Below are 24,426 nucleotides of genomic sequence, written 5' to 3' on the forward strand. Positions count from 1 at the left end.
GTTGCGCCGCGCATAGACGGTGCGCAGTTCCTGCAGCACTCTGAATTCAGAATTCAGAGATGACCCGGCGCGCCGCCGGGCATCCGCTCACCCGGAGGACCCGCGTGCAGCCGCTCGGCATCGTCCCGAACCTGATCGACCAGGTTTACGAGCGCCTCGTCGACGCGATCGCGGCGGGCGAACTCGAGCCCGGCGCGCGTCTCGGGCAGGAAGAGGTTGCCGCCCGGCTCGGCGTGTCGCGCCAGCCGGTCAGCCATGCGCTGCACATGCTCAAGCGGCAAGGGCTCGCCATCGAGCAGGGCAAGCGCGGCGTTGCCGTTGCGCCGATCGAACCCCGGCGCATCGCCGATCTCTACGAGGTGCGCGCCGCGCTCGAAGAGGTCGCGGCCAGCCGCGCCGCGCGCGCCGTCGCCGAAGGCCTGGCCGATCCGGCTGCGTTCTTTGCTGCGCGCAATGCGCTGGCCACAGGTCAGTCGCTGTCTGACGCCGATCCCATGCACGACTGGATCGCTGCCGACGTGCGGTTCCATTCGGCCCTGCACCGCCTGTCCGGCAATATGGCGATCGTCGAGACGGTGGCGGCTCAGTGGCCGCATTTCAAGCGCTCGATGGGTGCGGTTCTGGGCGACAGGGAGATCCGGCGCCGGGTCTGGGCGGAACATGCTGGCATCCTCGCCGCTGTCGAGGCAGGCGACCCGGACGAGGCGGGCCGCCGTGCCCGCACCCACACCGAACAAGCCGGCGCGGCGCTCGTCGCGAGGCTTCTCCTGAAGGACGACGCTGCCTGAGGCGCAGCGGCAGGCGTCGCCCGATCAACGGACTGCGCAAGAGGAGAGACGCCATGAGACTGACCGACGCCCAGCTGAAGGAATTCGACGAGACCGGCTATTTGTTCCTGCCGGACTGCTTCTCGGACGCCGAGGTGGCGGTGCTGCGCGAGGAGGCCGAGAAGATCTACACGGAGGATCGTGAGGAGGTGTGGCGGGAGAAATCCGGAGCGCCTCGCACCGCGTTCGCCGCGCATACCTACAACGAGGCGTTCCGGCGGCTCGGCGCGCATCCCCGCCTTGTCGGGCCGGTATGCCAGCTGTTCGGCGAACCGGTCTACATGCACCAGTTCAAGATCAACGCCAAGGCGCCGTTCGACGGCGAGGTTTGGCAGTGGCACCAGGACTATGGCACCTGGGCGCGCGACGACGGCATGCCGGAGCCGAGGGCCATGAACATCGCCGTCTTCCTCGACGAGGTGATGGCGATCAACGGGCCGCTGATGTTCATTCCCAGAAGCCACAAGTCCGGCGTGCTCGAGGCAGGCCACGACGTTCAGACGACGTCCTATCCGCTGTGGACGCTCGACAAGGAGACGGTGACAAGGCTCGCCGAGGAAGGCGGCATCGTCGCGCCGACCGGCAAGCCCGGCTCGGTGCTGATGTTCCACGGCAATCTGGTCCATGCCAGCCCGCCGAACATCACGCCCTATCCGCGCAAGATCGTCTATCTGACGCTGTGTGCGGTCTCCAACTACATCCGCAAGCCGACCCGGCCCGAATGGATCGCTCACCGCGATTTCACGCCGATCACGCCACTCGCCGACGACGCGCTGATGGAACTGGCCGAGGCGAAGCGGCAGGCGGCGGAATAGGCGCGCAGGCCTGTTTCGCTGTCACAGGCGCGGACGCGCGAACCCGCGTCCACGCTTGCATTGCCGGGCCCGACCCGGCGCTGTCGCGCTGGTCTGACGCGAGGTGCCCGTGTGAGGCCCGGGCATGACAGGGCGCGGCGAGCGGGCCGTGTGCCCGCTCCGCCGTTGCCGTCATCTCGCCAACCCCTGACCCGTCCCGGCCCCGGCCGCGCTGCTGCCGGCCCGGCCCAAGCCAACCCAACCTAACCTAACCTAACCTAACCTAACCTTGCCCGGCCTCGCCCGGCGCGCCGGACTTGCGGACGGCACGGCCGATAAGGGGCGAGAGCCAGATCAGGATCGTGGCGATGCCGAGGCCCGCGGCAATCGGACGCTCGAAGAAGGCGAGGAAGGAGCCGTCGGCCTTGATCATCGAGGTGACGAAGGTGTCCTCCAGCATCGGTCCGATGACGATGCCGAGAATGCAGGGGGCGATCGGGATGCGGTTCTCCTCCATGATGAAGCCGAGCACGCCGAAGACGAGCATCACCACGATGCCGTAGGTCGCATTGTTGGAGGCGAAGGCACCGACGATGCAGAACGCCAGGATGATCGGCATCAGCAGCTTGCGCGGCACCAGCAGAAGCCGTTTGGCCGCCTTGATGGCGAGCCAGCCGAACGGGATCATCACCAGATTGGCAAGGATGAAGATGATGAACACCGCGTAGATCGCCTGCGGGTTGAACAGGAACAGCGTCGGCCCCGGGTTGAGACCCTTGACGTAGAGAACGCCGATCACGATTGCGGTGATGGTATCGCCGGGGATGCCAAACACCAGCGCCGGGATCCAGGCCGAGGACACCGCGGCATTGTTGGCCGACGTGCTCTCGACAATGCCCTCGACGTGGCCGGTGCCGAATTTCTCCGGCGTCTTCGAGAATTTCCGGCTGAGCGCATAGGCGACCCAGGCGGCGATGTCAGCGCCCGCGCCGGGGAGCGCGCCGATCGAGGTTCCGATGATGTTGCCGCGGATCTGCTGGCGCCAGTAGGTGCGGATGAGGTTGCCCCAGTGCGAGAAGATGTGGCCGGTCGCCGCCTGCACCCGGCCGATCGCCGGCACCCCCGCCGCCACCGAGCGCAGCACCTCGGACACCGCAAACAGGCCGATCATCGCCGGGATGAAGTCGATCCCGGCAAGAAGATCGGTCGACCCGAAGGTGAAGCGTGGCACGCCGGCGGGGTTGTTGAGGCCGATGGTGGAGACGAACAGGCCGATGAACAGGCTGACGAAGGCCCTGAGCGGCGAGGATGCGCCGATGAAGACCGCACAGGTCAGTCCGAGCAGCGCCATCCAGAAATACTCGAAGGACGAGAACTTCAGCGCCACTTCCGCCAGCGTGGGCGCGGCGAAGATGAGAACGAAGGTCCCGAACAGCCCGCCCATCGCCGAGAACAGCAGGTTGGCACCGAGTGCGATTTCCGCCTGGCCCTTGCGCGTCATCGCATAGGCCTCGTCAGTATAGGCGGCGGAGGCGGGCGTGCCGGGAATGCGCAGCAAGGTGCCGGGGATGTCGCCGGCGAAGATCGCCATCGCCGCACAGGTCACGATCGCGCCGACGGCGGGAACGGGATCCATGAAGAAGGTGAGCGGCACCAGCAGCGCGGTCGCCATGGTGGCAGTGAGACCCGGGATGGCGCCAACCATCAGGCCGAACATCGCCGCCACGAACACCGTGCCGATCACCTGCCACTGGAACACCAGCTCGAAGGCCTGGCCGAGGGCGCTCATGCGCGGAAAGCCTTTTGCTCGCAGCCGATGCCGGGGGGCATCGCGGCTACCAGGATACCCGGGGGAAGATGCCGAGCGGCAGCGGGACCAGCAGGAAACCGGCAAACAGGCCGTGAATGACCATCGTCGTCGCCGCCGCCGCGACGATCGCCATCAGCCAGTGGACCTGCAACAGCAGGAACAGGCCGAGCAGCATTCCCGCCATGACGGGAATGAAGCCAAGGCGCGGCGCCAGCAGGATGTAGCCGATCATGGCCAGCACGGTGAGCGCCACGGAGACCACCGCCCGTCGGTCGAGCATCCATTCCGCCGCCTCCAGATGCCGGTGCCCGGCCCGGATGCCGCCGATCATCAGCAGGACGCCGCAGCCCGCCAGACCGATCGCCACGGCGATCGGAAACGTCGCCGCCCCGTAGGTCTGGCCGGGAATCGCCGGGAAGGTCTGAGAAAACCCGGCGAGTGCTGCCGACAGGATCAGCAGCAGCCCGCCGAGCATGGTGTCGCCGAGGCGCATCGGGGATCCCTGCGCGGGTCCCGCCTACTGGGCGATGCCCACGGCCTTCATGACCGCGCCGAGATTCTCGTTCGACTGCTTCATGAAATCCGCGAACTCCTGGCCGGAGGCCCAGCGGATGCCGAAGCCGCGCTCCTTCATGAAATCCTGATACTCGGAGCTGTTGTAGACCTTCTCGAGCGCCGCGGTGAGTTTGGCGGTGACATCGTCGGGTAGGCCCTTGGGGCCGACGATGCCGCGCCAGGCGCCGATCGTCCAATCCGAACCGAGCGCCTCCTTCAGCGTGGGGACATCCGGGAAGAGGTCGGCGCGCGTCTGCGCCATGATCGCCAGAGACCTGACGCGTCCGGCTTCGATCAGCGAACGGGCTTCCGGCAGCGAGCAGGGAACGATGTTGACGCCGCCTGCCACGAGATCCTGCAGGCCCGGCGCGGCGCCCTGGCTCGGCACCCATGGCACCGAGGCCGGATCGACGCCGATGCTGTCGAGCATGCCGGCGATCGCCAGATGCCAGATGCCGCCCTGACCGGTTCCCGATGCCTTCAGTTGGCCGGGATTGGCTTTGATCGCCTCGACCAGTTCCGCAGCCGTCTTGTACGGCGAATCGGCAGCGACTTGCAGACCCGCCGGATCCTCGTTGACCAGCGCGATCGGGGTGTAGGATTCCCAGGTGAGATCGGTGAGACCCTGCCAATGCATCATGCCGATCTCGACGGTGGCCACGCCGATCGTATAGCCGTCAGGCGCCGCCTCGGCGATCGCCGAATGGCCCACGACGCCGGATCCGCCGGTACGGTTCACCACGTTGACCGGCTGACCGAGCTCCTTCTCGAGGATCGCGGCGATGATGCGGCCGGTCGCGTCCGTGCCGCCGCCGGCGCCCCAGGGCACGACCATGGTGATCGGGCGGTCCGGATATTCGGCATGGGCCGGTCCTGCCAGCGGCAGGACGATGGCGGCCGCAGCGACGAACAGGGCGCCACGAAGCACTCTCCCAAGCATGCGTCTCTCCCAGGTTGGTTGTTTTGTGTATACGATAGCCATTGTTCACCCAAATGGTAGGGGCTTGCAAGGGACGTGCGCGAGAATCAGACCGAGGGTGCTGCCGGAGGCGAATCCTGGCAATAGTCTCGGCCGGTTCGCTTGCACGGGCGGAAGAACGAACAGGAGACGGCATGAATTTGATGGCATTGCTGGCCCGTCGCCAGGAGGAAGGTCGGCCGGTCCGGGTCGGGCTCATTGGTGCCGGCAAGTTCGGATCAATGTTTCTCTCGCAAGTGCCGACCACGCCCGGCCTCGACGTGGCGGCGATCGCCGATCTCGATGTGGAACGTGCCCGCGCTGCCTGCCGGACCGTCGGCTGGGACGAGGAGCGCGTGGCGCACACCGTGTTCTGCGCGGATGGCAGGGAGCTCTGCGCGCGCGATGACGTCGAGGTGGTGATCGAGGCTACCGGGCATCCGGGCGCCGGGATCGCGCATGCGCTGGCGGCCTTCGAGGCGGGAAAGCACATTGTCATGGTCAATGTCGAGGCCGACGTGCTGGCCGGCGCGGCGCTTGCCAGGCGGGCGAAATCCGCCGGTGTCGTCTACACGATGGCCTATGGCGACCAGCCGGCGCTGACCTGCGAGATGGTCGACTGGGCGCGCGCCTGCGGATTTTCGGTCGTCGCGGCGGGGAAGGGGACCAAGTATCTTCCGGAGTTCCACACCGTCACGCCCGACAACGTTTGGCCGCACTACGGATTGACGCCGGAGCAAGCTGCCGCTGCGGGCATGAACCCGCAGATGTTCAACTCCTTCCTCGACGGCACCAAGTCGGCGATCGAGATGGCGGCCATCGCCAATGCCACGGGCCTCGGCGTGCCGGATGACGGTCTGTCCTTCCCGCCCTGCGGAGTCGACGATCTCGCCCATGTGCTGCGGCCGAAGTCCGCAGGCGGGATGCTGCAGCGCTCGGGCATGGTCGAAGTTGTCTCGAGCCTCGAGCGCGATGGGCGGCCGGTGTTCCGGGACCTCAGATGGGGCGTCTACGTGGTCCTGGAGGCCCCGAACGATTATGCGGCCGCCTGCTTCAGGCAGTACGGCCTGAAGACCGACGAGACCGGGCGCTACGCGGCGATGTACAAGCCGTTCCACCTGATCGGGCTCGAGCTCAACGTCTCGGTGCTGAATGCTGCGCTGCGCGGTGAGCCGACCGGGGCGACCCGTGCCTTCGTCGGCGATGCGGTGGCGGTCGCCAAGCGCGACCTGAAGCCCGGCGAGCGGCTCGACGGGGAAGGCGGCTACACGGTCTGGGGCAAGCTCATGCCGGCCGCCAGAAGCGTCGAGATCGGCGCCCTGCCGATCGGCCTCGCCCACGGTGTGACGCTCACCGGACCGGTCCCGGCGGGGGCGGTGGTCCGTTTCGCAGACGTTAGCCTTGGCGACAGCACGACATTGACCTCGCGTAAGGAGCACGAGAAGCTGCTTGGCGACGTGTAGCCGAACGCAGATCGCGCCGGCACGGAAGACCGCCGTCACAAGCAGCCATGGCAACCATCGTCCTTACCGTCGAGATTCAGTTCGATCCCCGCGACAGGGACCGGATGATGGAGCTTCTGAGGCCGATGGAAGCCGCCTCGCGGGCAGAGCCGGGCTGTCTGCGATACCAGGTCTACGAGGCGATGTTCGAACCCGGCCGGGTTCTCGTCCACCAGCATTGGGCCTCCGAGGAGGCGCTGGCCGAACACACGCGTCAGCCCCATCTCCGCGCGTTCCAGGCTGCGTCCGAGGGGTTGCGGCTGGGCGCGATCACCCGGACGCTGCACAGGATCATCGACGAGAAGGTGGTCATATGAACGGCGCGTGCAGAGCGCGCCGGCGCGCGCAGCAGGGCGGACACGATTGTTAACGAACCGGTAACGGAAAAGCCACGAAGTCGCCCCGGTTTCTGTCCGACGAGGCCAGATTTCCGGCCATCGGACGCCCGATTGATCCGTTCTCCTATGCCCCAACAGCGCCCGCCGCGGCGCGGACAAGACGGGGAATGAGAGTATGGTCGACGGGGTTAAGGATCGGGATCAAGTCACAGCATCGCGCTGGCGCTGCGTCCTCAGCGCCGCGATACTCGGACTTGCGCTGGCGTTGCTGCCGCCAGTGGCTGCGCTGGCGGCGTCGGGCATCGAGACCGACTTCGGTACAGCCGGGAAGGCCGTCGGGGTGGTACATTCCGGGGAAACGGCGCTCATGCTCGAGCTTCCCAGGCCGGCGCTCGCGCCGGGCCTGCCGCCGCCCGATTTCACCACGATCTCGGATCGCAAGATCATCTCGGGTGGCATCCTGCTGCTGCTGGCAGGATTTGGCGGGCTCACCGCGCTGATGTGGCGCGAGCTCGGCATACGGTCTCGGGTGCGGTGAGATGTCCATCTCGCTGAAGCGTCTCATCGGACGGACCGAGGCTGGCGACGCGGTCGCCGTGCTGATCTTTGCCGTGCTGGTGGTGATCGGCATCATGCTGATTGCCGACGGCCTCCGGCTCAAGGTACACGAGAGGGACGGATTCGTGTCGCCCGCCCACATGCTCGTGGACGTCAGGCTACGGCCGCACGGCTGAGCCGGTCGCTCCGTAGCCGGTCAGGAGGCGGTCCGCAACTCCTGGGCGAGGTCCTCGACGTCGGCCAGACCGTGTACCGAGATTGTCTCGCCCGAGACGATCGACAGTGACAAGGTCCCCGCACCGAAGCGCCGGCCAATTACCGACGGCTCCGCCGCGATCCCGGCAAGTTCGTCCCACCTCAGGTGGCGCGGTGTCATGGTCGGCCACCCCCGCTCGATCCAGATGCCGTCGAAGGTGCGGGCGATGCGCGTCGTCTGGAAGCGGAGGAAGACGACCAGCAGATGCAGCGGCACCACCACGGCAGCGGCGATGAACGCATACAGTCCCACCGTCCGTCCGCGGCCGCCGACGATCTCTGCGATGCCCCAGACGGCCAGCAGCACCACCGTCAAGATGATCGGCGGCAGGAACACGCTCCAGTGTGCCCGGCCGATGATGCAGGGCTCGATCGCGGGATCTGCGCTCGTGTCCATGTCGGGACTATAGCATCCGGCCGGGGGGTTGCACCCCGGTTCAGAAAGGAACGCCGCCCCGAGGGGCGGCGTCGAAGTCTGCGTTTGGAGCGATCGTCAGAAAGCCTTGATGATGCGTGCGGTCAGCGCGGTACGTCGACGAAACCGCCGGGTGCGGCTGGATCGACGAGAAAGTCGGTGATTCGCGCGTAGCGATGCTTCTTCATCAGCCCGCTGTACTTGACCGCCGCAGCAAGACCCGCCTTGGCCAGGAAGACCGGACCGGACGTTGCGCGCGACGGATTGCGGACGCCGATCCGCCGCAGCAGGCCATTGGCGTAGTTCATGGCATAGGAGGCGCGGATCTCGCTCGTCCAGTGTTCGGTCGTCACCGATACGTTGAGACAGTCGTGATTGACGACGCGGTGGGGGCCATTCAGCGCCCAATGCAGCATCTGGCCCGGCTCGAGATCGTGAATCTCGGCGTAGTCGTCGTACCAGGGCTCGTAGGGTACCTCTTCCTCGGTCAGACCGAGGATCACCCCTTCCATGTCCGCCGGGTTGAGGAAAGGCTCGGCGGCCGGATAGACATAGACCCGCTTGCGGCCGCGGATCTGCCAGAGCATCTGACCGGGTATGTCGCAGTGATAGTAGACCTGCGCATTCGGTGACGAGATCAGCACGCCAAGGCTGCGCCTGAAGGTCGACAGCCCCGGCACATTGGACTCAATCTCGCGGAAAATTCGGTCGAGCAGGGCGCCGTATCGGGCATCGGTGGCGTTGACGCGCTGAAGGTTGATCCAGATGCGGCCGGTCCTGACCGCCTCGATCACCTCGGCGCCGCTGCGGGTGCCCTTGTCGCCGGCGCGCCAGTTGCGGCGGCGATGATCGGTGCCCATCGTGCAGATGTGGTAGTCGGCAGGATCGGCGCGATCGATCAGCTCGGCCAGCGCCTCATCCTCGAACAGGCCGGTCTCGGCCAGCCGGTGCTGCAACTTGATCGTGTGGCGACCGAACAGGCTCGTGTACCTGGGCTGCCAGTCCGCGAAGATCGTCTGAGTCATCTGGCTGTCGGCAGGTGTCTCGGATTGAAGCGCCCGCAGAGCGAGCGGAGCCGACAATACGCAATCCGTTCAGCGAGCGGAAACCTTTCCGTTCCTTTACCTTAAGGAGCGGAAACAGCCTTTTGTCGAATTGCAGTAAGGTCATCGCGGGCGGACAGGCTCTCAGCGGCCCGATGGGGGTTCCGCCAGCTGCTTCAGTCGCTCTAGCCCCGCCTCGTAGTCCTTGCCGACCCATCCGTCGATGAACAGTCCGAGCCACCGTCGCACCGGGTTCATGCCCAGATCGGTGGCGAAGTCCCAGGTGACCTCCGTGCCATGGCCGGCCGGCGTCAGGATGATGTTCGCTTCGGCCTTGCCCAGTTCGCCGAAGCGCAGTTGCGCGGTGACCGAGCGGCCCGGATCGATCTCGGTGATCTCATGGCTGCCCGACCCGACATCCGGGTGCGCGCTGCGCCACACCATACGCTGGCCGACGCCATCCTTCGCACCCTCGTAGTGATAGGTGGTGCCCTCCGGGTCGATCGACGCCCACGGCGACCATTCGTTGAAGCGCCTCAGATCCGACACCAGCGGCCAGATGGCGCCGGACGGCGCGTTAATGACGATGGCGCGGCTCACGTCGACGTGTCGGGGCAGCAGCAGGCCGGCGATCAGCCCCAGCGCCACGACGATGATCACTCCGACGATGTAGCGCACGATCGAACGCATTGTTGCCGATTCTTGGGATTCGCAATGACTCGTTCCGGCCCCGCTCCGGGACGCCCGGGACTTCACGCTTGCGTGAAACCGGCGGCCGACTCGGCCCGAGCCCCTAGATACGATCTCGGCAGGAGAAGGGCCATGTCGAACTGTGATTTTCAACCATATGCCGTCGTCGTTGCAGTGGCGGGTGTGGCGATTGCTGCCGCCATGGCATCAGCCCCAATCGCCGACGCCAGTGCCAGTCAGGTGCGCGTTGAGACGGTCGCGCGCGGTCTCGAGCATCCCTGGGGGCTGACCTTCCTGCCCGACGGGGCGATGCTGGTCACCGAGCGGCCGGGCCGGGTGCGACTTGTGGCAGCCGACGGCAGCATGTCCGACCCGATTGCGGGGGCGCCGCAGACGCGGGCCTTCGGCCAAGGCGGCTTGCTCGATGTTGCACTGCATCCGGACTTCGCCTCCAATGGCCTCGTCTACTTCACCTTCGCCGAACTGGACGGCGGTTCCGCCGGTACCGCGGTGGCGCGGGCACGACTGGTCCGGACCGAGGGCGCACCGCCCCGGTTCGAGGGGCTGCAGACGATTTTCAGGATGAACCGCAAGTCGAGCGGCAACCGGCATTTCGGTTCACGGCTCGCCTTCGCCCCGGACGGGACACTGTTCGTTACCATCGGTGACCGGGGAGAGATGGAGCGGGCCCAGGTTGCCACCGACCATGCCGGCTCGGTACTGAGGATCGCCGATGACGGCGCTGTTCCGCCCGACAACCCCTTTGCCGACGGTGCCGCCGCGGAGCCGGAGATCTGGTCGTTCGGCCACCGCAATCCGCAGGGGGCCGCGATCCACCCCGACACCGGGGCGCTGTGGACGGTCGAACACGGGCCGCGCGGCGGCGACGAGCTGAACATACCGCGGAGGGGGGCGAACCACGGCTGGCCGGTGATCTCCTACGGAGTCCACTACTCGGGCCGGACGGTCGGGGAGGGCACCGAGAAGGAGGGCATGGAGCAGCCGATCCACTACTGGGACCCGTCGGTCTCGCCGTCCGGGCTGATGTTCTATACCGGCGACGTCTTTCCGGACTGGCGCGGCGACCTGTTCACCGGCGGTCTGTCGGGACAGGTGCTGGTCCGGCTTGAACTCGACGGCGAGCGGGTGACGGGCGAGGAGCGGCTGCTTGGCGATCTGGGCATGCGAATCCGCGACGTTCGCCAGGGGCCGGATGGCCACATCTACCTGCTCACCGATTCAGGCGACGGGCGGATCCTTAAGCTCAGCCCCCCGGATTGAGGTCATTGCACGCGGGCTCGCCGGTATCCAGGCTGCGCCATGCAATGGCCAAGCTGTCCGGCAATTCTCCTGCTGAACCCTGATCAGTCCGTGGAGGGGGCGTGACCGCGTGGGCGCCCCTCACATCGGCGGGATGCGCAGCACCTGACCCGGATAGATCTTGTCGGGATGGGTCAGCATCGGCCTGTTCGCCTCGAAGATGACGGTATAGGACGCGCCCTTGCCCTTGCCGTAATGGGTTTCGGCGATCTTCCAGAGCGTGTCGCCCTTCTTCACCTCGTAGAAGATCGCATCCGGCTCCCTGGTCTTCACGGCGATGTCCTCGTCGACGGCGCCGACGCCGGTGACGTTGCCGAGCGCCAGGATGATCTTCTCGCGGACCGAGCTGGAGGGGGCCATGCCGGTCACCTTGACCTTGTCGCCCTCGACCTTGATCTCCAGTCCCTCCGCCTCGAGTCCCAGCTTCTCGACAGACTTCCTCAGATCTTCGGCCGGCGGTGCTGCGTCGGACGATCCGATGCCGAGCTTCTCGCCGACGTCCTTCAGGAACGAGAACAGTCCCATCTTGCTGGCCTCCGTGTGCGCGATCGGGGAAGTTTAGCCGGTCTCACGACCGGGGAAAGGGAAAAGCGCTGCCGAACGGTGGCGAGGGGCCAGCTCGGAGCCGGCTGCGACCGTGTCAGGCCGGCCGCAGCCGTGTGGCCGCCGAATGGCTGCGGAACAGGACGTACAGCATGACCGTCACATTGAGCAGGTTCCAGGCGATGCCGTTCAGAAAGGCCGCCAGATACGAGCCGGTCAGGTCATAGATCCAGCCCGACATCCAGCCGCCGAACGCCATGCCGACGACCGTCGCCATGATCACGGTGCCGACCCGCTGGCCGGCCTCGCGGGCGGGCAGGTATTCGCGCACGATCAGCGCGTAACACGGCACGATGCCGCCCTGCGACAGTCCGAACACCAGCGACACGACATAGAGCGAGGCGAGCCCATTGAAGGGAATGTAGAGTGCCAGCGCCAGACCCTGCAAGACCGAACCGATCAGCAGCGTCTTCACGCCGCCGATGCAGTCGGCGAGGAATCCGGAGGCGAGACGGCTGATCACGCCGGCGCCGAGCATCAGGGCGAGCATCTCGGCGCCGCGTGCGACGCCATAGCCGAGATCGGCGCAATAGGCGACAATGTGCACCTGCGGCATCGACATCGCCACGCAGCAGCCCAGCCCCGCCACGACCAGCAGGATCTGCAGCGCGCGCGGCGACAGATCGATCGGCTTCAGCGGCCCGCCGGAATGGCCCCTCTCGGTGCCGGGGATCACCTCCTCGACGAAGCGACGGCGCAACAGCAGCGACAGCGGCACCATCGCGACGAGGATGACGATGCCGATGACCATGTAGGTCGTCCGCCAGCCGTCGGCCGCCAAGATCGGCTGCATGATGGGCGGCCAGATGGCGCCGGCAAGGTAATTGCCGGTCGCCGCCGCCGCGACCGCGACGCCGCGGCGGCGACGGAACCAGTGCGACAGGTCGGCGATCAGCGGGCCGAAGGTCGCCGCCGTGCCGATGCCGATCAGCGCGCCCTGGGCCAGCGCGAACAGCCAGAGCTGCGGGCTCATCGCGGCGAGGATGAAACCGGCGCCGAGCGCCAGCGCCGAGCCGAGGATCGGCGGCATGATGCCGTAGCGGTCGACGAGGCGGCCGACGAGGGCGTTACCGAGCGCGAAGCCGGCCATGGTCAGCGTATAGGGCAACGAGGCATCGGCGCGGTCGACGCCGAACTCCGCCTGCACCGCCGGCAGCACCACGACTACGGCCCACATGCCGACGCCGCCGATCGTCCCGAGCATCATCGAGATCGCCAGCCGGAACCACGAATAGCCGCTGTCGACGCGGCAAGGACCAGTCGCGACTTTCACCACGTCGAGGATCATCGACCGCGAGCTCCTCAGACGACCGGCGTCGTCTCTCCGTAAGCGGGAACCTGTGCCCCGAAGGCGTCGAGCCAGGCGACGAGCCTTGGATGGCCCGACCGCCAGCGCCCATCGAAGCGCAGGTCGAGATAGCCGAGCGCGCAGGCAAGCGCGATGTGGCCGATATCGACCTTCGGGGTCAGCGGCGGCGGACTCGCGTGGAATGCGAGCAGCGCCCGGGCGATCTTGGCGGATTGGCGGTCGAGCCAGGGCGGGTGATGCATCTCCGGTGGCCTGAACCGGCTCTCGTAGACGATCAGCAGCGCGGCATCCATCAGCCCATCAGCCAAGGCCTGCATCTTCAGGGCGCGGAACCGGGGCTCGCCCGTCGGAATGAGGCGGCCGCCACCCGCAAGGTGGTCGAGATATTCGACGATGACGCGGGAATCGTAGAGCGTGCTGCCATCCTCCAGTACCAGCGTCGGTATCTTTCCGAGCGGGTTCTCGGCGAGAAATCCGTCGGCCGGAGCGACCGTGTCCGTGGTCTCGACGCGTATGCGGTCCTGGAGCCCGAGCAGCTTAGCCGCGATCTTCACCTTCCGGCCGAATGGAGAGGCTGGCGACGAACGCAGGATCATCATGTGCGGGGACTCCGGCCGGGTGTGTGCCCACCGGCTGGGCAGGTTGCCCGAACACTAGCCGCTTTGTGCGGCCGGCGCCAAGTCTGCATGCGGGCCGAGTCGCTCGTGCCCAACAAATCGGGTCATCTAACGCGACGGCAATCCGACCGGCAGGGCGATCGCGATCGCGCCCGAGTGCGGTGTCTACGGCGGTGCCAGGCCGAACGCCGATGCTGCCTTCGCCATTGCCCGGCTCAAATGCCGCGATGCCGGCGCGGGCGGCTGCTATCGCGCCGACTGGTGCGACCCGGGGCGCTGGGGCGCGGTCCATTCGGTGCGCACCGCCGAATTCCGCGGACCCGACGCGCTGTGCGACGCACCGAGTCGCGAGCGAGCCCTCGCCACCGTGGAGACCTGGTGCGGGTCTCAGGCGTTCGTGGTGTCCTGATACGTCTCGAGGATATTGACGCCCGACGGCGTCGAGGAGGACGCCGACCTGGAGTTCAGCGTCGAGCCGTAACCACACGTGATCCGGTCAAGGTCCGCCCGGTCATCTGCGCCTCAGCACCGCCCACATGTTGTCGCTGGTCGGGATCGCCCCGGTAAGGCCGAAATCCGCGGCGAAACCCGCCCGCCCGGCCATGGCCCGCAAGCTTGCCGGCGTGAAGTAGTTGACATGGTCGGGATAGCGGAAGCCGCACCAGCGCCGGCCGGTCACGCGGCGGTTGAGCGAGGCGTAGTTGGGAACCTTGACGATGGCGGCGCCGCCGGGCGCCAGCGCCCGCGCGAGTTCTTGCAGCACCTCGGCCGGCTGCACCTCGTGTTCGAGGTAGGAACGCAGCATGGCGGCCGTGAAGAAGCCGTCGGGAAACTGCTTCAGCCCGTCCAGGGCCGGCGCATGGATGCAGGCGCCGCCGCGGGTCGCGAAGCTGGCATCGGCCGCCCGCGCGAGGTCAGCGGAGATCTCGATGCCGTAGGGGATGTAGCCCTCGGCCAGCGTCATCGCGCGCCCACCCTCCGCGCAGCCGATATCGAGCACGTTGCCGGGCGGCGCGGAGTCCTCGGCCATGCGGGCGATGTCACGGCGCGGGAACAGCCGGTTGCGCTTCCGCAGCGCCTGGCTGACCCTGTAGGAGACCGGCCGCTCGGCGGCGCGGCGGCGGTTCTCTGATTCCCGGCTCTTCTCCCAGGAGAGGGTGGCGTGCAGCGCCTCGTAGCGCGGCACCGGGTCGAGATAGACGAAGCCGCAGGTCCGGCAGTCCTTGATCGACCAGGGCGGGCGCGAAAACGGTCCGGCGGCGCGATCGTCATTGTCGGTGCCGCAGGCCGGGCAGGGCCGGTGCGACACCGGGACGGGCCCCAGTGGCGTGTCGATGGTGTCGGGGGCGGCGGAGGCATGGACAGTCATAGCGCACGACATGCGCCCGAAACGGGACGGCGTCAACCGCCGAGGCGGCATGATCGGCCGTGGTCCCGCCGCCATGCCCCTTGCGCCCCGGCCCAATGCCTGTGACCATGCGATGACAGGCGCGGCCACCGGCACTCGCGCGCAGATATTCGGATGCCCGGCGGTCCGCCCATAACAGAGGGAGGGTTGCTGGATGGCTGAAGCAAGTGGCAAGGCAGGCGGGGCCGCCCGGTGCATCGCGCTGGTCGGCCCGTATCTGAGCGGCAAGACGACACTTCTGGAAAGCATCCTGGCACGCACCGGCGCCATCACCCGGCAGGGCAAGGTGGCGGACGGCAACACCGTGGGCGATGCCTCGCCCGAGGCGCGCAGCCACGGAATGAGCGTCGAGGCGAACATCGCGACTACCGAGTTTCTCGGCGACACCTACACCTTCATCGACTGTCCCGGCTCGATCGAGTTCCTGCACGAGGCGCGCAGCGTGCTGCCGGCGGCAGATCTGGCGGTTGTCGTGGCCGAGCCCGACGAGAAGAAGCTGGCGGCGCTGCAGCTGATCCTTAAGGAACTGGAGGATCTCGGTGTTCCCCGCCTGATCTTCCTCAACAAGGTCGACAAGGCGGAGGCCGGGCTGCGCGCCGCGCTGGAGATGCTGCAGCGGGCGTCCGCCCAGCCGGTCGTGCTGCGGCAGCTGCCGATCTGGGAGAACGGCATCGTCACCGGCTTCATCGACCTGGCGCTGGAGCGGGCCTTCGTCTATCGCGAGCATGCGCCCAGCGAGGTCATCGAGATGCCCGACGCGGCGAAGGCCGACGAGGTCGAGGCGCGCTTCGCCATGCTGGAGAAGCTCGCAGACTACGACGATGAGCTGATGGAGCAACTGCTCAGCGACATCGAGCCGCCGCGCGACCGGGTGTTCGACGATCTCAGGCGCGAGATGCGCGAAGGACTGATCGTGCCGGTGCTGACCGGCTCGGCCGAACACGGCAACGGCATCCTGCGGCTGATGAAGTCGCTCCGCCACGATGCCCCGACCATTGCCCACACCGTGGAGCGCCTCGGCCTGCCGGAGGGAAGCGGAGCGGTCGCCCAGATCCTCAAGACCTTCCACACCCCGCATGGGGGGAAGCTGTCGGTGGCCCGCGTATTGCGGGGCGAGATCGCCGACGGCATGACATTGCGCCGCGCCAATGGCGAAGAGGACCGCATCTCCGGCCTGTTCACGCTGCGCGGTCAGGAGGCAGCGAAGGCCTCGGGCGCGCGGGCCGGCGATACGATCGGGCTCGGCCGTCTCGAGAAGGTCGCGACCGGCGACACGCTCGCAGCCGACCGGCCGATCGCCAATCTGGTGACGATCGCCCCACCCCCGCCGGTCTACGGAAAGGCGGTGGCAGCCAAGGAGCGCAAGGACGAGGTCAAGCTCACGGCCGCGATCGGCAAGATCATCGACGAGGATCCCTCGCTGTCGCTGGTCCACAACCAGGACGCCGGCGAGATGGTGCTGTGGGGGCAGGGCGAGATGCATCTGAGGGTGGCGCTGGCGCGGCTGACCGGAAAGTTCGCCATCGATGTCGCGACCCACGACCCGCATGTCGGCTACAAGGAGACCATCCGCAAGGCGGTGACGGTGCGCGGACGCCACAAGAAGCAGTCCGGCGGCCACGGCCAGTTCGGCGACGTCGTACTCGAGATCAAGCCGTTACCGCGCGGCTCCGGCTTCGAATTCACCGACTCGATCACCGGCGGCGTGGTGCCGAAGCAGTATATTCCCTCGGTCGAGGCGGGCTGCCGCGACTACCTGCGGCAGGGCCCGCTGGGCTTCCCGGTGGTCGATATTGCCGTCAATCTGGCTGACGGCTCCTATCACACGGTCGATTCCTCGGACATGGCGTTTCGCACAGCGGCGCGGATCGGCATGAGCGAAGGCATGGCGCAATGCTCGCCGGTGCTGCTGGAGCCGATCCTGCACGTCGAGATCATGGTGCCGTCCGATGCGACGTCCAAGGTCAACACCATCGTGTCGCAGCGGCGCGGGCAGATCCTCGGCTTCGATGCGCGGCCCGGCTGGCCCGGCTGGGACGTCGTGCAGGCGCAGATGCCCGAAGCTGAGATGCGCGATCTGATCGTCGAGCTGAGATCGGCCACCGCGGGCGTCGGCAGCTATGTCTGCCGATTCGACCATCTGGCCGAACTGACCGGCCGCCTGGCCGACCAGGTGATCGAGTCGCATCGGCGCGAGGCGGCGTGACGGTGCACCCAAGATCGCCGTGCCCGGCTGCGGCGCGTTCGAGGGAGGCTGGAAGGATGCTGCACTCCCATACCGTGCTCGCCGCAGCGGTGGCACTCGCCGTGTCGGTTCCGACCGTTGCGCCGGCGTTCGCCTGGGGGGCGCTGGCGATCGACTCCAACCACGGCAGCCGCTGGGGCTATTCCTATGGCTACACGTCGGAGTCCGCCGCGATCCGGCGCGCTGTCGGCGAATGCGGCCACGGCTGTCGCGCCGTCGTCACCTTCAACGGGGCGTGTGCTGCTTATGCGGTGGACCGGACGGCTGGCAGCACGGTCTACGGCTGGGCGCGTGCGTCGAGCAGGTCGGCGGCGGAAGGGGCGGCGCTCGGCTACTGCCGCTCCCATGGCGGTCGCAACTGTGCAATCCGGGTGTGGGGCTGCGACAACCGCTGAGCTCGACGGCAGCCGGCAGGACGGGCACGCGCTGTGAGGGCGAACGTCTGACCGCCGGGCCTGCGGCGGTCGCCAAGAGGTGATTTGCCCAGTCACGGCGATCCGGGCGAAGCTCTCGGCATCACCATGCGGAGCGGCTGGCATGCTCATCCGACATACGCCGGAATGGTCGATCCCCGAGCGCGAGGCGACACCTGAAGCGGTCTTCCTCAGTCGTCGCGCGGTGATCGCGGCGGGCGGTCTCGCTGTCGCGGGGGCGGTGGTGCCTTGCATCGCGGCACGCGCCGACGAGGAGGATCCGACGTCCGACCTCTATCCCGCAACGCGCAATCCGGGCTACGTGCTGAACCGCGAGATCACCCCCGAGGCGCTCAACCTCGCGTACAACAATTTCTACGAGTTCGGCTCGCACAAGCAGGTCGCCGCTGCCGCGCAGGCGCTGCGAACACGGCCCTGGGAGGTGAGCATCGACGGATTGGTCGAGGCCGAGCGGACGATCGGGATCGACGAACTGATCCGCAGGTTTCCGCTGGAGGAGCGACTTTATCGCCTGCGCTGCGTCGAGGCGTGGGCGATGGCGATACCCTGGACGGGCTTTCCCATGCGCGCGCTTCTCGATTTCGCCCGCCCGCTCGGCTCGGCGAAGTATGTGCGCATGGAAACGTTCCTGGACAGCGCAATGGCGCCGGGCCAGCGGCAGGTCTGGTATCCCTGGCCCTATGTGGAGGGGCTGGCGATCGAGGAGGCGGCGAACGATCTCGCCTTCCTGGTGACGGGTGCCTACGGCAAGCCGCTGGCGCGGCAGATGGGGGCACCGCTGAGGCTCGCCGTCCCGTGGAAATACGGTTTCAAGTCGATCAAGTCGATCGTGCGGTTCACCTTCACCGAGGAGCGGCCGAAAACCTTCTGGGAGACGATCCAGCCCGCCGAATACGGTTTCTGGGCGAACGTCAATCCAGAGGTTCCGCATCCCCGCTGGAGCCAAGCGACGGAGAAGATCCTCGGCACAGGCGAGCGGGTGCCGACGGTGATCTACAATGGCTATGGCGCGCTTGTCGCGGATCTCTACCGCAACATGGGCGGCGAGAAGCTGTTCATGTGAGGCACCGGGAATGCGTGACCGGCAGGCCGCCGTACGCGCAGGCCGCGCTCAGCCGCGCGGCGCCGCCACCGGCGCGACGCGGCGCAGGTCGCACAGGATGCGGATCAGCCGGACCGGCTCGACCGGCTTCACGCACACCGGCCGACCCTCCAGTTCCTTGGGAGGATAGGCAGTGTGGAATATGTACGGGATGCCGCGCTGATCCAGAAGCTCGGCGGCCGGAAAGACGTGCTCGTCGCCAAGGTTCACGTCGAGGATCGCCGCGTCGATATCGCCGTCGCGGGCCAGTGAGCATGCGGCTTCCAGGGACGGCGCCGGTCCGACGACGATTGCCCCGGCGGCCTCCAAGGCCGCCTCGATCTCCATGGCGATGAGGAATTCGTCCTCCACCACCAGGACTCGTGTTCCGTTAAGGTTCGCTCGGTCGTCCATAGCCTTCTACACTTCTCGGCATTCCCGAAGGAATCGTCAACGCCGAGCTTCCCCAAGGTCACTTCGGCGGTCCTCGGTGCGCCGTTGCCGCCGCGGCCAGGGCCGGGCGATCGGATGGGGCAGCCTGTTCCTGAATTGCCGATGCATTCGGCCAACGTCCACCTCCATGCTTGGTTCCGGATGGCGCATATGGCCCGACCAGGGCAAACGACTTCGGTCGATGAAAAAAGAACGGCCGGATCGCTTTCGCGATCCGGCCTTAAGAGTCGATTCCCGCATGGGGGGATATGCGGGAAATCGCCTTCCAGAGGGGAACAGCTGACCGCATCTCGAACGTCACCGGGAGGAGGTAGTGACGTCCTTGCTGCCTACAGCTTGACCAGACATATGCCGTCTCATGCGGCATTGCACAATGTCCGGGGGTGCATGTCAGCCATGTATTGGGCACATGGCTAGCGACAGTGACCAAAGGTTGTGCAGCGCTGGACGCGCGGCGCCTAGAACTTCCAGCCGCGTGCCTTGGCCAGAAGGAAGTCGCGGAACACCTTGATCCGTGCGGTATCCTTCAGTTCCTCGGGGTAGACGAGGTAGGTGTCGAAACTCGGGATCTCCTCGTCGGGCAACAGCAGGACGAGGCTCGAGTTGGCGTCGATCAGGTAGTCCGGCAATACGCCGATGCCGATGCCGGCATCGACCGCCCGCCGGATGCCGTGGGTGGTGTTGACGCGCAGGATTGCCGGTCGCGGATCGCCGGCCGGGCGGCCAGCCGTCTCCAGCCAGTTGATGTCGCGGAAATACGCCGGCGCGGGATCGCCGAACGACACGATCCGGTGCCGGTCGAGGTCGGCGACCGATCGCGGCGTGCCGAACCGCTTGAGGTATTCCGGCGACGCATAGACGTGGAAGTGGACGGTGAACAGCTTGCGCATGATCAGGTCCGGCTGCACCGGATGGCGTAGCCGGATGGCCAGATCGGCCTGCCGCATCGACAGGTCGAGTTCCGTGTCATCCAGGATCATCTGGAGGTGGATGTCCGGATAGAGCTCGATGAATTCCCTGAGCCGCGGCGTCAGCCAGGTGGTGCCGAGCGCGAGCGTGGTGGTGACGCGGAGGTCTCCGCGCGGCTTGTCGCGCGAATCGGTGAGACGGGTGCGCACCGCCTCCAGTTGCATGAAGACTTCGTGTGCAGTGCGGTAGAGAAGCTCGCCCTGCTCGGTCAGTATGAGGCCGCGGGCATGGCGGTGGAACAGCGGTGCCTTGAGCTCCTGCTCCAGTGCGCTCACCTGGCGGCTGACGGCCGACTGGCTGAGGCCCAGGGCCTCTCCGGCATGGGTGAAGCTGCCGGCATCGGCCGCCGCATGGAAGACGCGCAGCTTGTCCCAGTCCATCACAGACAAATCCCCCGATCCGCGTCCGGCACGGTATTCTATTCTGCGGCCGCCCGCTCGTGAATCCCGGCGAGGAAACGCTCGGCGTCGAGAGCGGCCATACAGCCCATGCCGGCAGCCGTAACGGCCTGCCGGTAGGTCTCGTCGGTGACGTCGCCGGCGGCGAAGACGCCGGGCACGCTGGTGTTCACGGTTCCCGGGGCGGTCGCGATATAGCCGTTCGGTCGCATCTCGACCTGGCCCCTGAACACGTCCGTGGCCGGCGCGTGGCCGATCGCGATGAATACCCCGTCCACCGCCCGTTCACTGACGGTGCCGGTCAGCACGTTGCGCAGACGCACACCTGTCACCGACAGCGGCTGCTCCGAGCCAAGGATCTCCTCGACCACCGTGTCCCAGACGACTTCGACCTTGGGATTGCGGAACAGCCGGTCCTGCAGGATGCGCTCGGCGCGGAAGGAATTCCGCCGGTGCACGACCGTGACCTTCGAGGCGAAATTGGTCAGGAACAGAGCCTCCTCGACGGCGGTGTTGCCACCGCCAACCACCACGACCTGCTTGCCGCGGTAGAAGAAGCCGTCGCAGGTGGCGCAGGCGGAGACGCCGAAGCCCTTGAACTTCTGTTCGGAGGGCAGGTTCAGCCACTTCGCCTGCGCACCGGTTGCAATGATGACGCTGTCGGCGAGGTACTCGTCCCCTGAATCGCCTGCCAGCCGGAACGGGCGGCGGGAGAAGTCCACGGCGGTGATGTAGTCGCTGACGATGCGGGTTCCGACATGCTCGGCCTGCTTGCGCATCTGGTCCATGAGCCAGGGGCCCTGGATCACCTCGGCAAAGCCCGGATAGTTCTCCACATCAGTGGTGATGGTGAGCTGGCCGCCGGGCTGCAGGCCCTCGATCAGAATTGGCTCGAGCATGGCGCGGGCGGCATAGATGGCGGCCGTATAGCCAGCGGGTCCAGACCCGATGATGATCAGTGCCGAATGATGCGTGGCCATGGGAGCCTCGGGAAAACCCTCAATCTGACGGGGGCGGGCCGATCGGTTCAGGCGGAGGCGCGCCAGTTGCGCGGATTGAGCTTCTTCAGCGTCGAGGAAATACGGTGCCGGCGCTGCTCGTAGCTGACCACATCGGCGCTCGTCACCCAGTTCATCTGCACGGCGCGCCGCTGGCCCTCGAACGGCTCATGGCCGTGCCAGGAATTGTCGGAGCGGCGGAACACCAGCAGGGTTCCGCCATGCGGGGGGACCTCGGCGACGTAATCGTCGAGATCGGTGCCGTTCCTCAGGATGCGCAGCCGACCGCCGTCGGCATCCCAGCGCTGGTTCATGTAGAGCAGCACCGTGATGATCTTCGTCTCGGAATCGGTGTGGATCTTACCGTCGGACTTCCGGCAGAAGCCACGCACCGTATACATTGTCGGCTTGTCCGACAGGTCGATGCCGAACTTCTGTTCGATCAGTTCGCGGAAGGCGGGCCCATCCAGCTCCGCCATCAGTTCGGCGAACCGACCGCGGATATCGAGTTCGCTCGGCGGATGCGAGCCCGGACCGGGCACGCGCGGGTAGTCGGCAACGATCGATTCGAAGGCATCCGGGCGGATGAAGTCGGGAACGATCAGCCAGTCATATGGCTCGCGCTGGAGCTCGGTCGCGCGCAGCGCGTCGTAATCGAGTAGCGACATCGCAGTCACACCATGATCTGGTCATGCCGGATGCGCACGGCGATCAGTTCGCGTACCGCATCGGCAATTTCCCTTGTTGCATCTAACGGTCGGTAGGTCCAGCTTTCAAGGCCGCCGTCGAACCAGCGGACCGCTCCGTGCTGCGCCAGCGCCTCCTGAAACCGATCGAACTTGGCGGTCCCGCCGGGAAGCCGGTATGCGTAGATCGGCTTCCCGGTAAACGCCGCTTCGCCCAGCATGTTCACCGAGTCGCAGGTGACGATGAAGGCATCGGCAAGACCCATATAGGCAAAGTAGGGGTTTTCGCCAGTGGTGTCCCAGACCACGCCCGGCGTGCCGGCAAGCGCCTGGCGCAGGAGTGCGATCTTGCCCTGACCCGTGCGCCGTGAGGGCGTGACGAGCAGCGAGCAGCCATGGCGGTCGGCGAAGCCGCGCAGATCGGCGGCGAGCGCCTCCGCCTCACGGCTGGTGAAGGTGTAGGCGGCACTGGCGCCGCCGACGAGCACCGTCACCAGCGGACGCGGCAGGCCGTCGACGTCGTTGGCGTGGGCCTTGGCCTCGGCGGCGAGACGGGCATGGGTGAGACGGTGCGGCGAGGTCAGCGTGACCAGCACGTTGTCTCCGCGCAGGCGGTCGTGCTCGGGCACCCAGACAAGATCGAAATTGCGTGGCGACAGCCCAGGGCTCTGGAGAACGACCGTGATCGTCCTGCCTTTCGATCGCCTCCGGATCATGCGCGCATAGGGTATCGACTGGCGGCCAGAGACGACCAGAATGTCGGGCCAGGGCGGTCGTACGTTCGGATGCGGCGCTGCCGGTCCCCACGGTGCGGTGGCACGGAACAGTTTCGAGGGCGCGACACGCTTGGCGACCGGCTCGATGCCAAGCGCCTCCAGAACGCCGAGACACTGTACCTCGTGCCCGGCGCCGCCGGCGGTCAGGCTCCATCCGGTAAGCTGTGAGGGGTCGATTACGGAGTGTGTCGCGCTCAACGGACCCGTCCGGCGATTGTCGTGCTGGCGCGACATAGCCTGTCGCGGTGCCGAAGTCATCCGCCGGTTCGTACCGCAAGGTGCGGCTCGGGCGGCTTTCACTCCAGGCCCGCCGTCGGGAACGGCGTGACGTCGTGCATGTGACGGAAGCGGTCCCGACCGCAGGAACAGGGACACGGATTCCTCCTACAGCTCCAGCTCCCAATACTGCCCGACCAGGTCCTTGCCGAAGGAATGATGCGGCTCCTCCCGCACCAGGCGGAATCCCTCCGCCTGATAGATGCGGCGCGCGGCGTGGAGTATGTCGTTGGTCCACAGCGTCACCCTTCGGTAGCCGCAGGAGCGTGCGAAGGCCAGGCATTCGGCGACCAGCCGGCGCCCCAGACCGAGCCCGCGCGCTGCCGGCTCGACGTAGAGCAGGCGCAGTCTGGCCACCTCGTCGCTCTCGCGGATGAGGAAGATCGAGCCGAGGATCGCGCCGCCGCGTTCGGCGATCCAGCAACGCTCGCGCTTCGGATCGAAGTTGCGGATGAAACTGGCGACGATTTCGGCGACGAGCGCCTCGAACGTCTCGTCCCAGCCGTACTCGCGCGCATAGAGCGCGCCATGGCGGGACACGATGTGACCCATGTCGCCGGGCCGATGCGGCCGCAAGATGTAGGGCTCGCTGATTGCAGCACCGCCGCCGAGCAGGAATTCCACCGTTTCCAGGGCCTCGACCAGGCGGCGTCGGTCGATCGCGTTGAGCGACGACAGGATCTCGGCGACCTGGCGACGGGAGCCTTCGTCGAGCCTGGCGAAGGCGGCCTGACCGGCCGCGGTGAGCCGCAGATCGCGCCGGCGACCGTCGTCTGCGGATGGCCGGCGATCGACCAGCCCGCGCGACTCGAACCGCTTCAGCATGCGGCTGAGATAGCCGGGGTCGAGCCCCAGATCGCTGGTCAAGTCGCTTGCCGAGACCCGATCACGGTTGGCGATCTCGAACAGCACCCGCGCCTCCGACAGGGTGAACGGGCTGTCCAGCAGGCTGCCGTTGAGCAGGCCGATCCGGCGTGTGTAAAAGCGGGTGAAGCGGCGGACCGCGGGGACAGGATCGGGCTCGGCCTCGACCATGGCGCTCTCCCATATTTGCCTACAGCATCAGGATTATTTGTCTTTGTCAAATAAATGCGCGTTCCGATGCGGG

Annotated in this window: 26 protein-coding genes; 10 read left to right on the forward strand and 16 right to left on the reverse strand. The window is 66.9% G+C overall.

Features of this window, described 5'->3' with window-relative positions; translation table 11 throughout:
- Positions 1-59: 59 nt before the first annotated feature.
- Positions 60-788, forward strand: a complete 729-nt coding sequence (locus tag EDC22_RS02615; protein WP_132805027.1) for a GntR family transcriptional regulator — start codon at positions 60-62, stop codon at positions 786-788.
- Positions 789-841: 53 nt separating this feature from the next.
- The gene (locus tag EDC22_RS02620; RefSeq protein ID WP_132805028.1) at positions 842-1,642 is read left to right on the forward strand and encodes a phytanoyl-CoA dioxygenase family protein; all 801 of its coding nucleotides are present in this window, start codon (positions 842-844) and stop codon (positions 1,640-1,642) included.
- A gap of 262 nt (positions 1,643-1,904) precedes the next feature.
- Here the strand turns inward: EDC22_RS02620 and EDC22_RS02625 are convergent, their stop codons facing one another.
- The 3 genes from EDC22_RS02625 to EDC22_RS02635 are packed head-to-tail and all read right to left on the reverse strand — an operon-like array spanning position 1,905 to position 4,926.
- The gene (locus tag EDC22_RS02625; protein ID WP_132805029.1) at positions 1,905-3,410 is read right to left on the reverse strand and encodes a tripartite tricarboxylate transporter permease; all 1,506 of its coding nucleotides are present in this window, start codon (positions 3,408-3,410) and stop codon (positions 1,905-1,907) included.
- A 46-nt stretch (positions 3,411-3,456) separates the two neighbouring features.
- Entirely contained in the window at positions 3,457-3,924 is a 468-nt protein-coding gene (locus tag EDC22_RS02630) for a tripartite tricarboxylate transporter TctB family protein (RefSeq protein WP_132805030.1), read from the reverse strand.
- A 24-nt stretch (positions 3,925-3,948) separates the two neighbouring features.
- A complete protein-coding gene (locus EDC22_RS02635) occupies positions 3,949-4,926 on the reverse strand; it encodes a tripartite tricarboxylate transporter substrate binding protein (RefSeq protein WP_132805031.1) in 978 nt (325 codons plus the stop codon).
- Between the two features lie 173 nt (positions 4,927-5,099).
- On the opposite strand from EDC22_RS02635, the gene EDC22_RS02640 reads away from it, so the two are divergent.
- From EDC22_RS02640 to EDC22_RS02655, 4 genes are all read left to right on the forward strand, one after another.
- Positions 5,100-6,407, forward strand: a complete 1,308-nt coding sequence (locus EDC22_RS02640) for an NAD(P)H-dependent oxidoreductase (RefSeq protein ID WP_132805032.1) — start codon at positions 5,100-5,102, stop codon at positions 6,405-6,407.
- Between the two features lie 47 nt (positions 6,408-6,454).
- The gene (locus tag EDC22_RS02645) at positions 6,455-6,763 is read left to right on the forward strand and encodes a putative quinol monooxygenase (RefSeq protein ID WP_132805033.1); all 309 of its coding nucleotides are present in this window, start codon (positions 6,455-6,457) and stop codon (positions 6,761-6,763) included.
- Positions 6,764-6,959: 196 nt separating this feature from the next.
- Positions 6,960-7,322, forward strand: a complete 363-nt coding sequence (locus EDC22_RS02650) for a hypothetical protein (RefSeq protein ID WP_132805034.1) — start codon at positions 6,960-6,962, stop codon at positions 7,320-7,322.
- Position 7,323: 1 nt separating this feature from the next.
- On the forward strand, positions 7,324-7,518 hold the full coding sequence (locus tag EDC22_RS02655) for a hypothetical protein (protein WP_132805035.1): 195 nt from the start codon (positions 7,324-7,326) through the stop codon (positions 7,516-7,518).
- Between the two features lie 20 nt (positions 7,519-7,538).
- Here EDC22_RS02655 and EDC22_RS02660 read toward each other — a convergent pair whose 3' ends face one another.
- From EDC22_RS02660 to EDC22_RS02670, 3 genes are all read right to left on the reverse strand, one after another.
- Positions 7,539-7,994, reverse strand: coding sequence for a PH domain-containing protein (locus tag EDC22_RS02660; protein ID WP_132805036.1), 456 nt, complete (start codon positions 7,992-7,994; stop codon positions 7,539-7,541).
- 122 nt (positions 7,995-8,116) lie between these two features.
- The gene (locus EDC22_RS02665) at positions 8,117-9,037 is read right to left on the reverse strand and encodes a cupin domain-containing protein (protein ID WP_132805037.1); all 921 of its coding nucleotides are present in this window, start codon (positions 9,035-9,037) and stop codon (positions 8,117-8,119) included.
- Between the two features lie 162 nt (positions 9,038-9,199).
- Entirely contained in the window at positions 9,200-9,745 is a 546-nt protein-coding gene (locus EDC22_RS02670; RefSeq protein ID WP_132805038.1) for an SRPBCC family protein, read from the reverse strand.
- A gap of 132 nt (positions 9,746-9,877) precedes the next feature.
- Here EDC22_RS02670 and EDC22_RS02675 point away from each other — a divergent pair, with 132 nt between their 5' ends.
- Positions 9,878-11,026: a PQQ-dependent sugar dehydrogenase gene (locus EDC22_RS02675; protein ID WP_132805039.1), complete on the forward strand. Its 1,149-nt coding sequence runs from the start codon at positions 9,878-9,880 to the stop codon at positions 11,024-11,026.
- A gap of 120 nt (positions 11,027-11,146) precedes the next feature.
- Here EDC22_RS02675 and lysM read toward each other — a convergent pair whose 3' ends face one another.
- The 4 genes from lysM to EDC22_RS02695 all read right to left on the reverse strand — a co-directional run bounded on the left by lysM (position 11,147) and on the right by EDC22_RS02695 (position 14,963).
- Entirely contained in the window at positions 11,147-11,590 is a 444-nt protein-coding gene (lysM, locus tag EDC22_RS02680) for a peptidoglycan-binding protein LysM (protein WP_132805040.1), read from the reverse strand.
- A 115-nt stretch (positions 11,591-11,705) separates the two neighbouring features.
- Positions 11,706-12,956 (reverse strand): MFS transporter, encoded by a 1,251-nt coding sequence (locus EDC22_RS02685; RefSeq protein ID WP_132805041.1) that lies wholly within the window; start codon positions 12,954-12,956, stop codon positions 11,706-11,708.
- A gap of 14 nt (positions 12,957-12,970) precedes the next feature.
- Positions 12,971-13,576, reverse strand: a complete 606-nt coding sequence (locus EDC22_RS02690) for a glutathione S-transferase (RefSeq protein ID WP_132805042.1) — start codon at positions 13,574-13,576, stop codon at positions 12,971-12,973.
- Between the two features lie 529 nt (positions 13,577-14,105).
- Positions 14,106-14,963 (reverse strand): class I SAM-dependent methyltransferase, encoded by an 858-nt coding sequence (locus EDC22_RS02695; RefSeq protein ID WP_165926759.1) that lies wholly within the window; start codon positions 14,961-14,963, stop codon positions 14,106-14,108.
- 193 nt (positions 14,964-15,156) lie between these two features.
- Between EDC22_RS02695 and EDC22_RS02700 the strand changes: the two genes are divergently transcribed.
- The 3 genes from EDC22_RS02700 to msrP all read left to right on the forward strand — a co-directional run bounded on the left by EDC22_RS02700 (position 15,157) and on the right by msrP (position 18,744).
- On the forward strand, positions 15,157-17,208 hold the full coding sequence (locus EDC22_RS02700) for an elongation factor G (protein WP_132805044.1): 2,052 nt from the start codon (positions 15,157-15,159) through the stop codon (positions 17,206-17,208).
- 56 nt (positions 17,209-17,264) lie between these two features.
- Entirely contained in the window at positions 17,265-17,642 is a 378-nt protein-coding gene (locus tag EDC22_RS02705) for a DUF4189 domain-containing protein (RefSeq protein WP_132805045.1), read from the forward strand.
- A 142-nt stretch (positions 17,643-17,784) separates the two neighbouring features.
- Positions 17,785-18,744 carry a protein-methionine-sulfoxide reductase catalytic subunit MsrP gene (gene msrP / locus EDC22_RS02710; RefSeq protein ID WP_132805046.1) on the forward strand — a complete coding sequence of 320 codons (960 nt, stop codon included), beginning with the start codon at positions 17,785-17,787 and terminating at the stop codon, positions 18,742-18,744.
- 48 nt (positions 18,745-18,792) lie between these two features.
- Here msrP and EDC22_RS02715 read toward each other — a convergent pair whose 3' ends face one another.
- The 6 genes from EDC22_RS02715 to EDC22_RS02740 form a co-directional block, all read right to left on the reverse strand.
- The gene (locus EDC22_RS02715; protein WP_207903670.1) at positions 18,793-19,137 is read right to left on the reverse strand and encodes a response regulator; all 345 of its coding nucleotides are present in this window, start codon (positions 19,135-19,137) and stop codon (positions 18,793-18,795) included.
- 536 nt (positions 19,138-19,673) lie between these two features.
- Positions 19,674-20,564 carry a LysR family transcriptional regulator gene (locus EDC22_RS02720; RefSeq protein WP_132805048.1) on the reverse strand — a complete coding sequence of 297 codons (891 nt, stop codon included), beginning with the start codon at positions 20,562-20,564 and terminating at the stop codon, positions 19,674-19,676.
- Positions 20,565-20,602: 38 nt separating this feature from the next.
- Positions 20,603-21,562, reverse strand: a complete 960-nt coding sequence (gene trxB / locus EDC22_RS02725) for a thioredoxin-disulfide reductase (protein ID WP_132805049.1) — start codon at positions 21,560-21,562, stop codon at positions 20,603-20,605.
- Between the two features lie 47 nt (positions 21,563-21,609).
- Positions 21,610-22,248 carry a 2OG-Fe(II) oxygenase family protein gene (locus tag EDC22_RS02730; RefSeq protein ID WP_132805050.1) on the reverse strand — a complete coding sequence of 213 codons (639 nt, stop codon included), beginning with the start codon at positions 22,246-22,248 and terminating at the stop codon, positions 21,610-21,612.
- Positions 22,249-22,253: 5 nt separating this feature from the next.
- The gene (locus tag EDC22_RS02735; protein WP_245499591.1) at positions 22,254-23,240 is read right to left on the reverse strand and encodes a mitochondrial fission ELM1 family protein; all 987 of its coding nucleotides are present in this window, start codon (positions 23,238-23,240) and stop codon (positions 22,254-22,256) included.
- A 186-nt stretch (positions 23,241-23,426) separates the two neighbouring features.
- Positions 23,427-24,353, reverse strand: a complete 927-nt coding sequence (locus EDC22_RS02740; protein ID WP_132805051.1) for a bifunctional helix-turn-helix transcriptional regulator/GNAT family N-acetyltransferase — start codon at positions 24,351-24,353, stop codon at positions 23,427-23,429.
- Positions 24,354-24,426 lie beyond the last annotated feature (73 nt).

It is taken from the genome of Tepidamorphus gemmatus (assembly GCF_004346195.1).
GTDB classification, from domain to species: domain Bacteria; phylum Pseudomonadota; class Alphaproteobacteria; order Rhizobiales; family Tepidamorphaceae; genus Tepidamorphus; species Tepidamorphus gemmatus.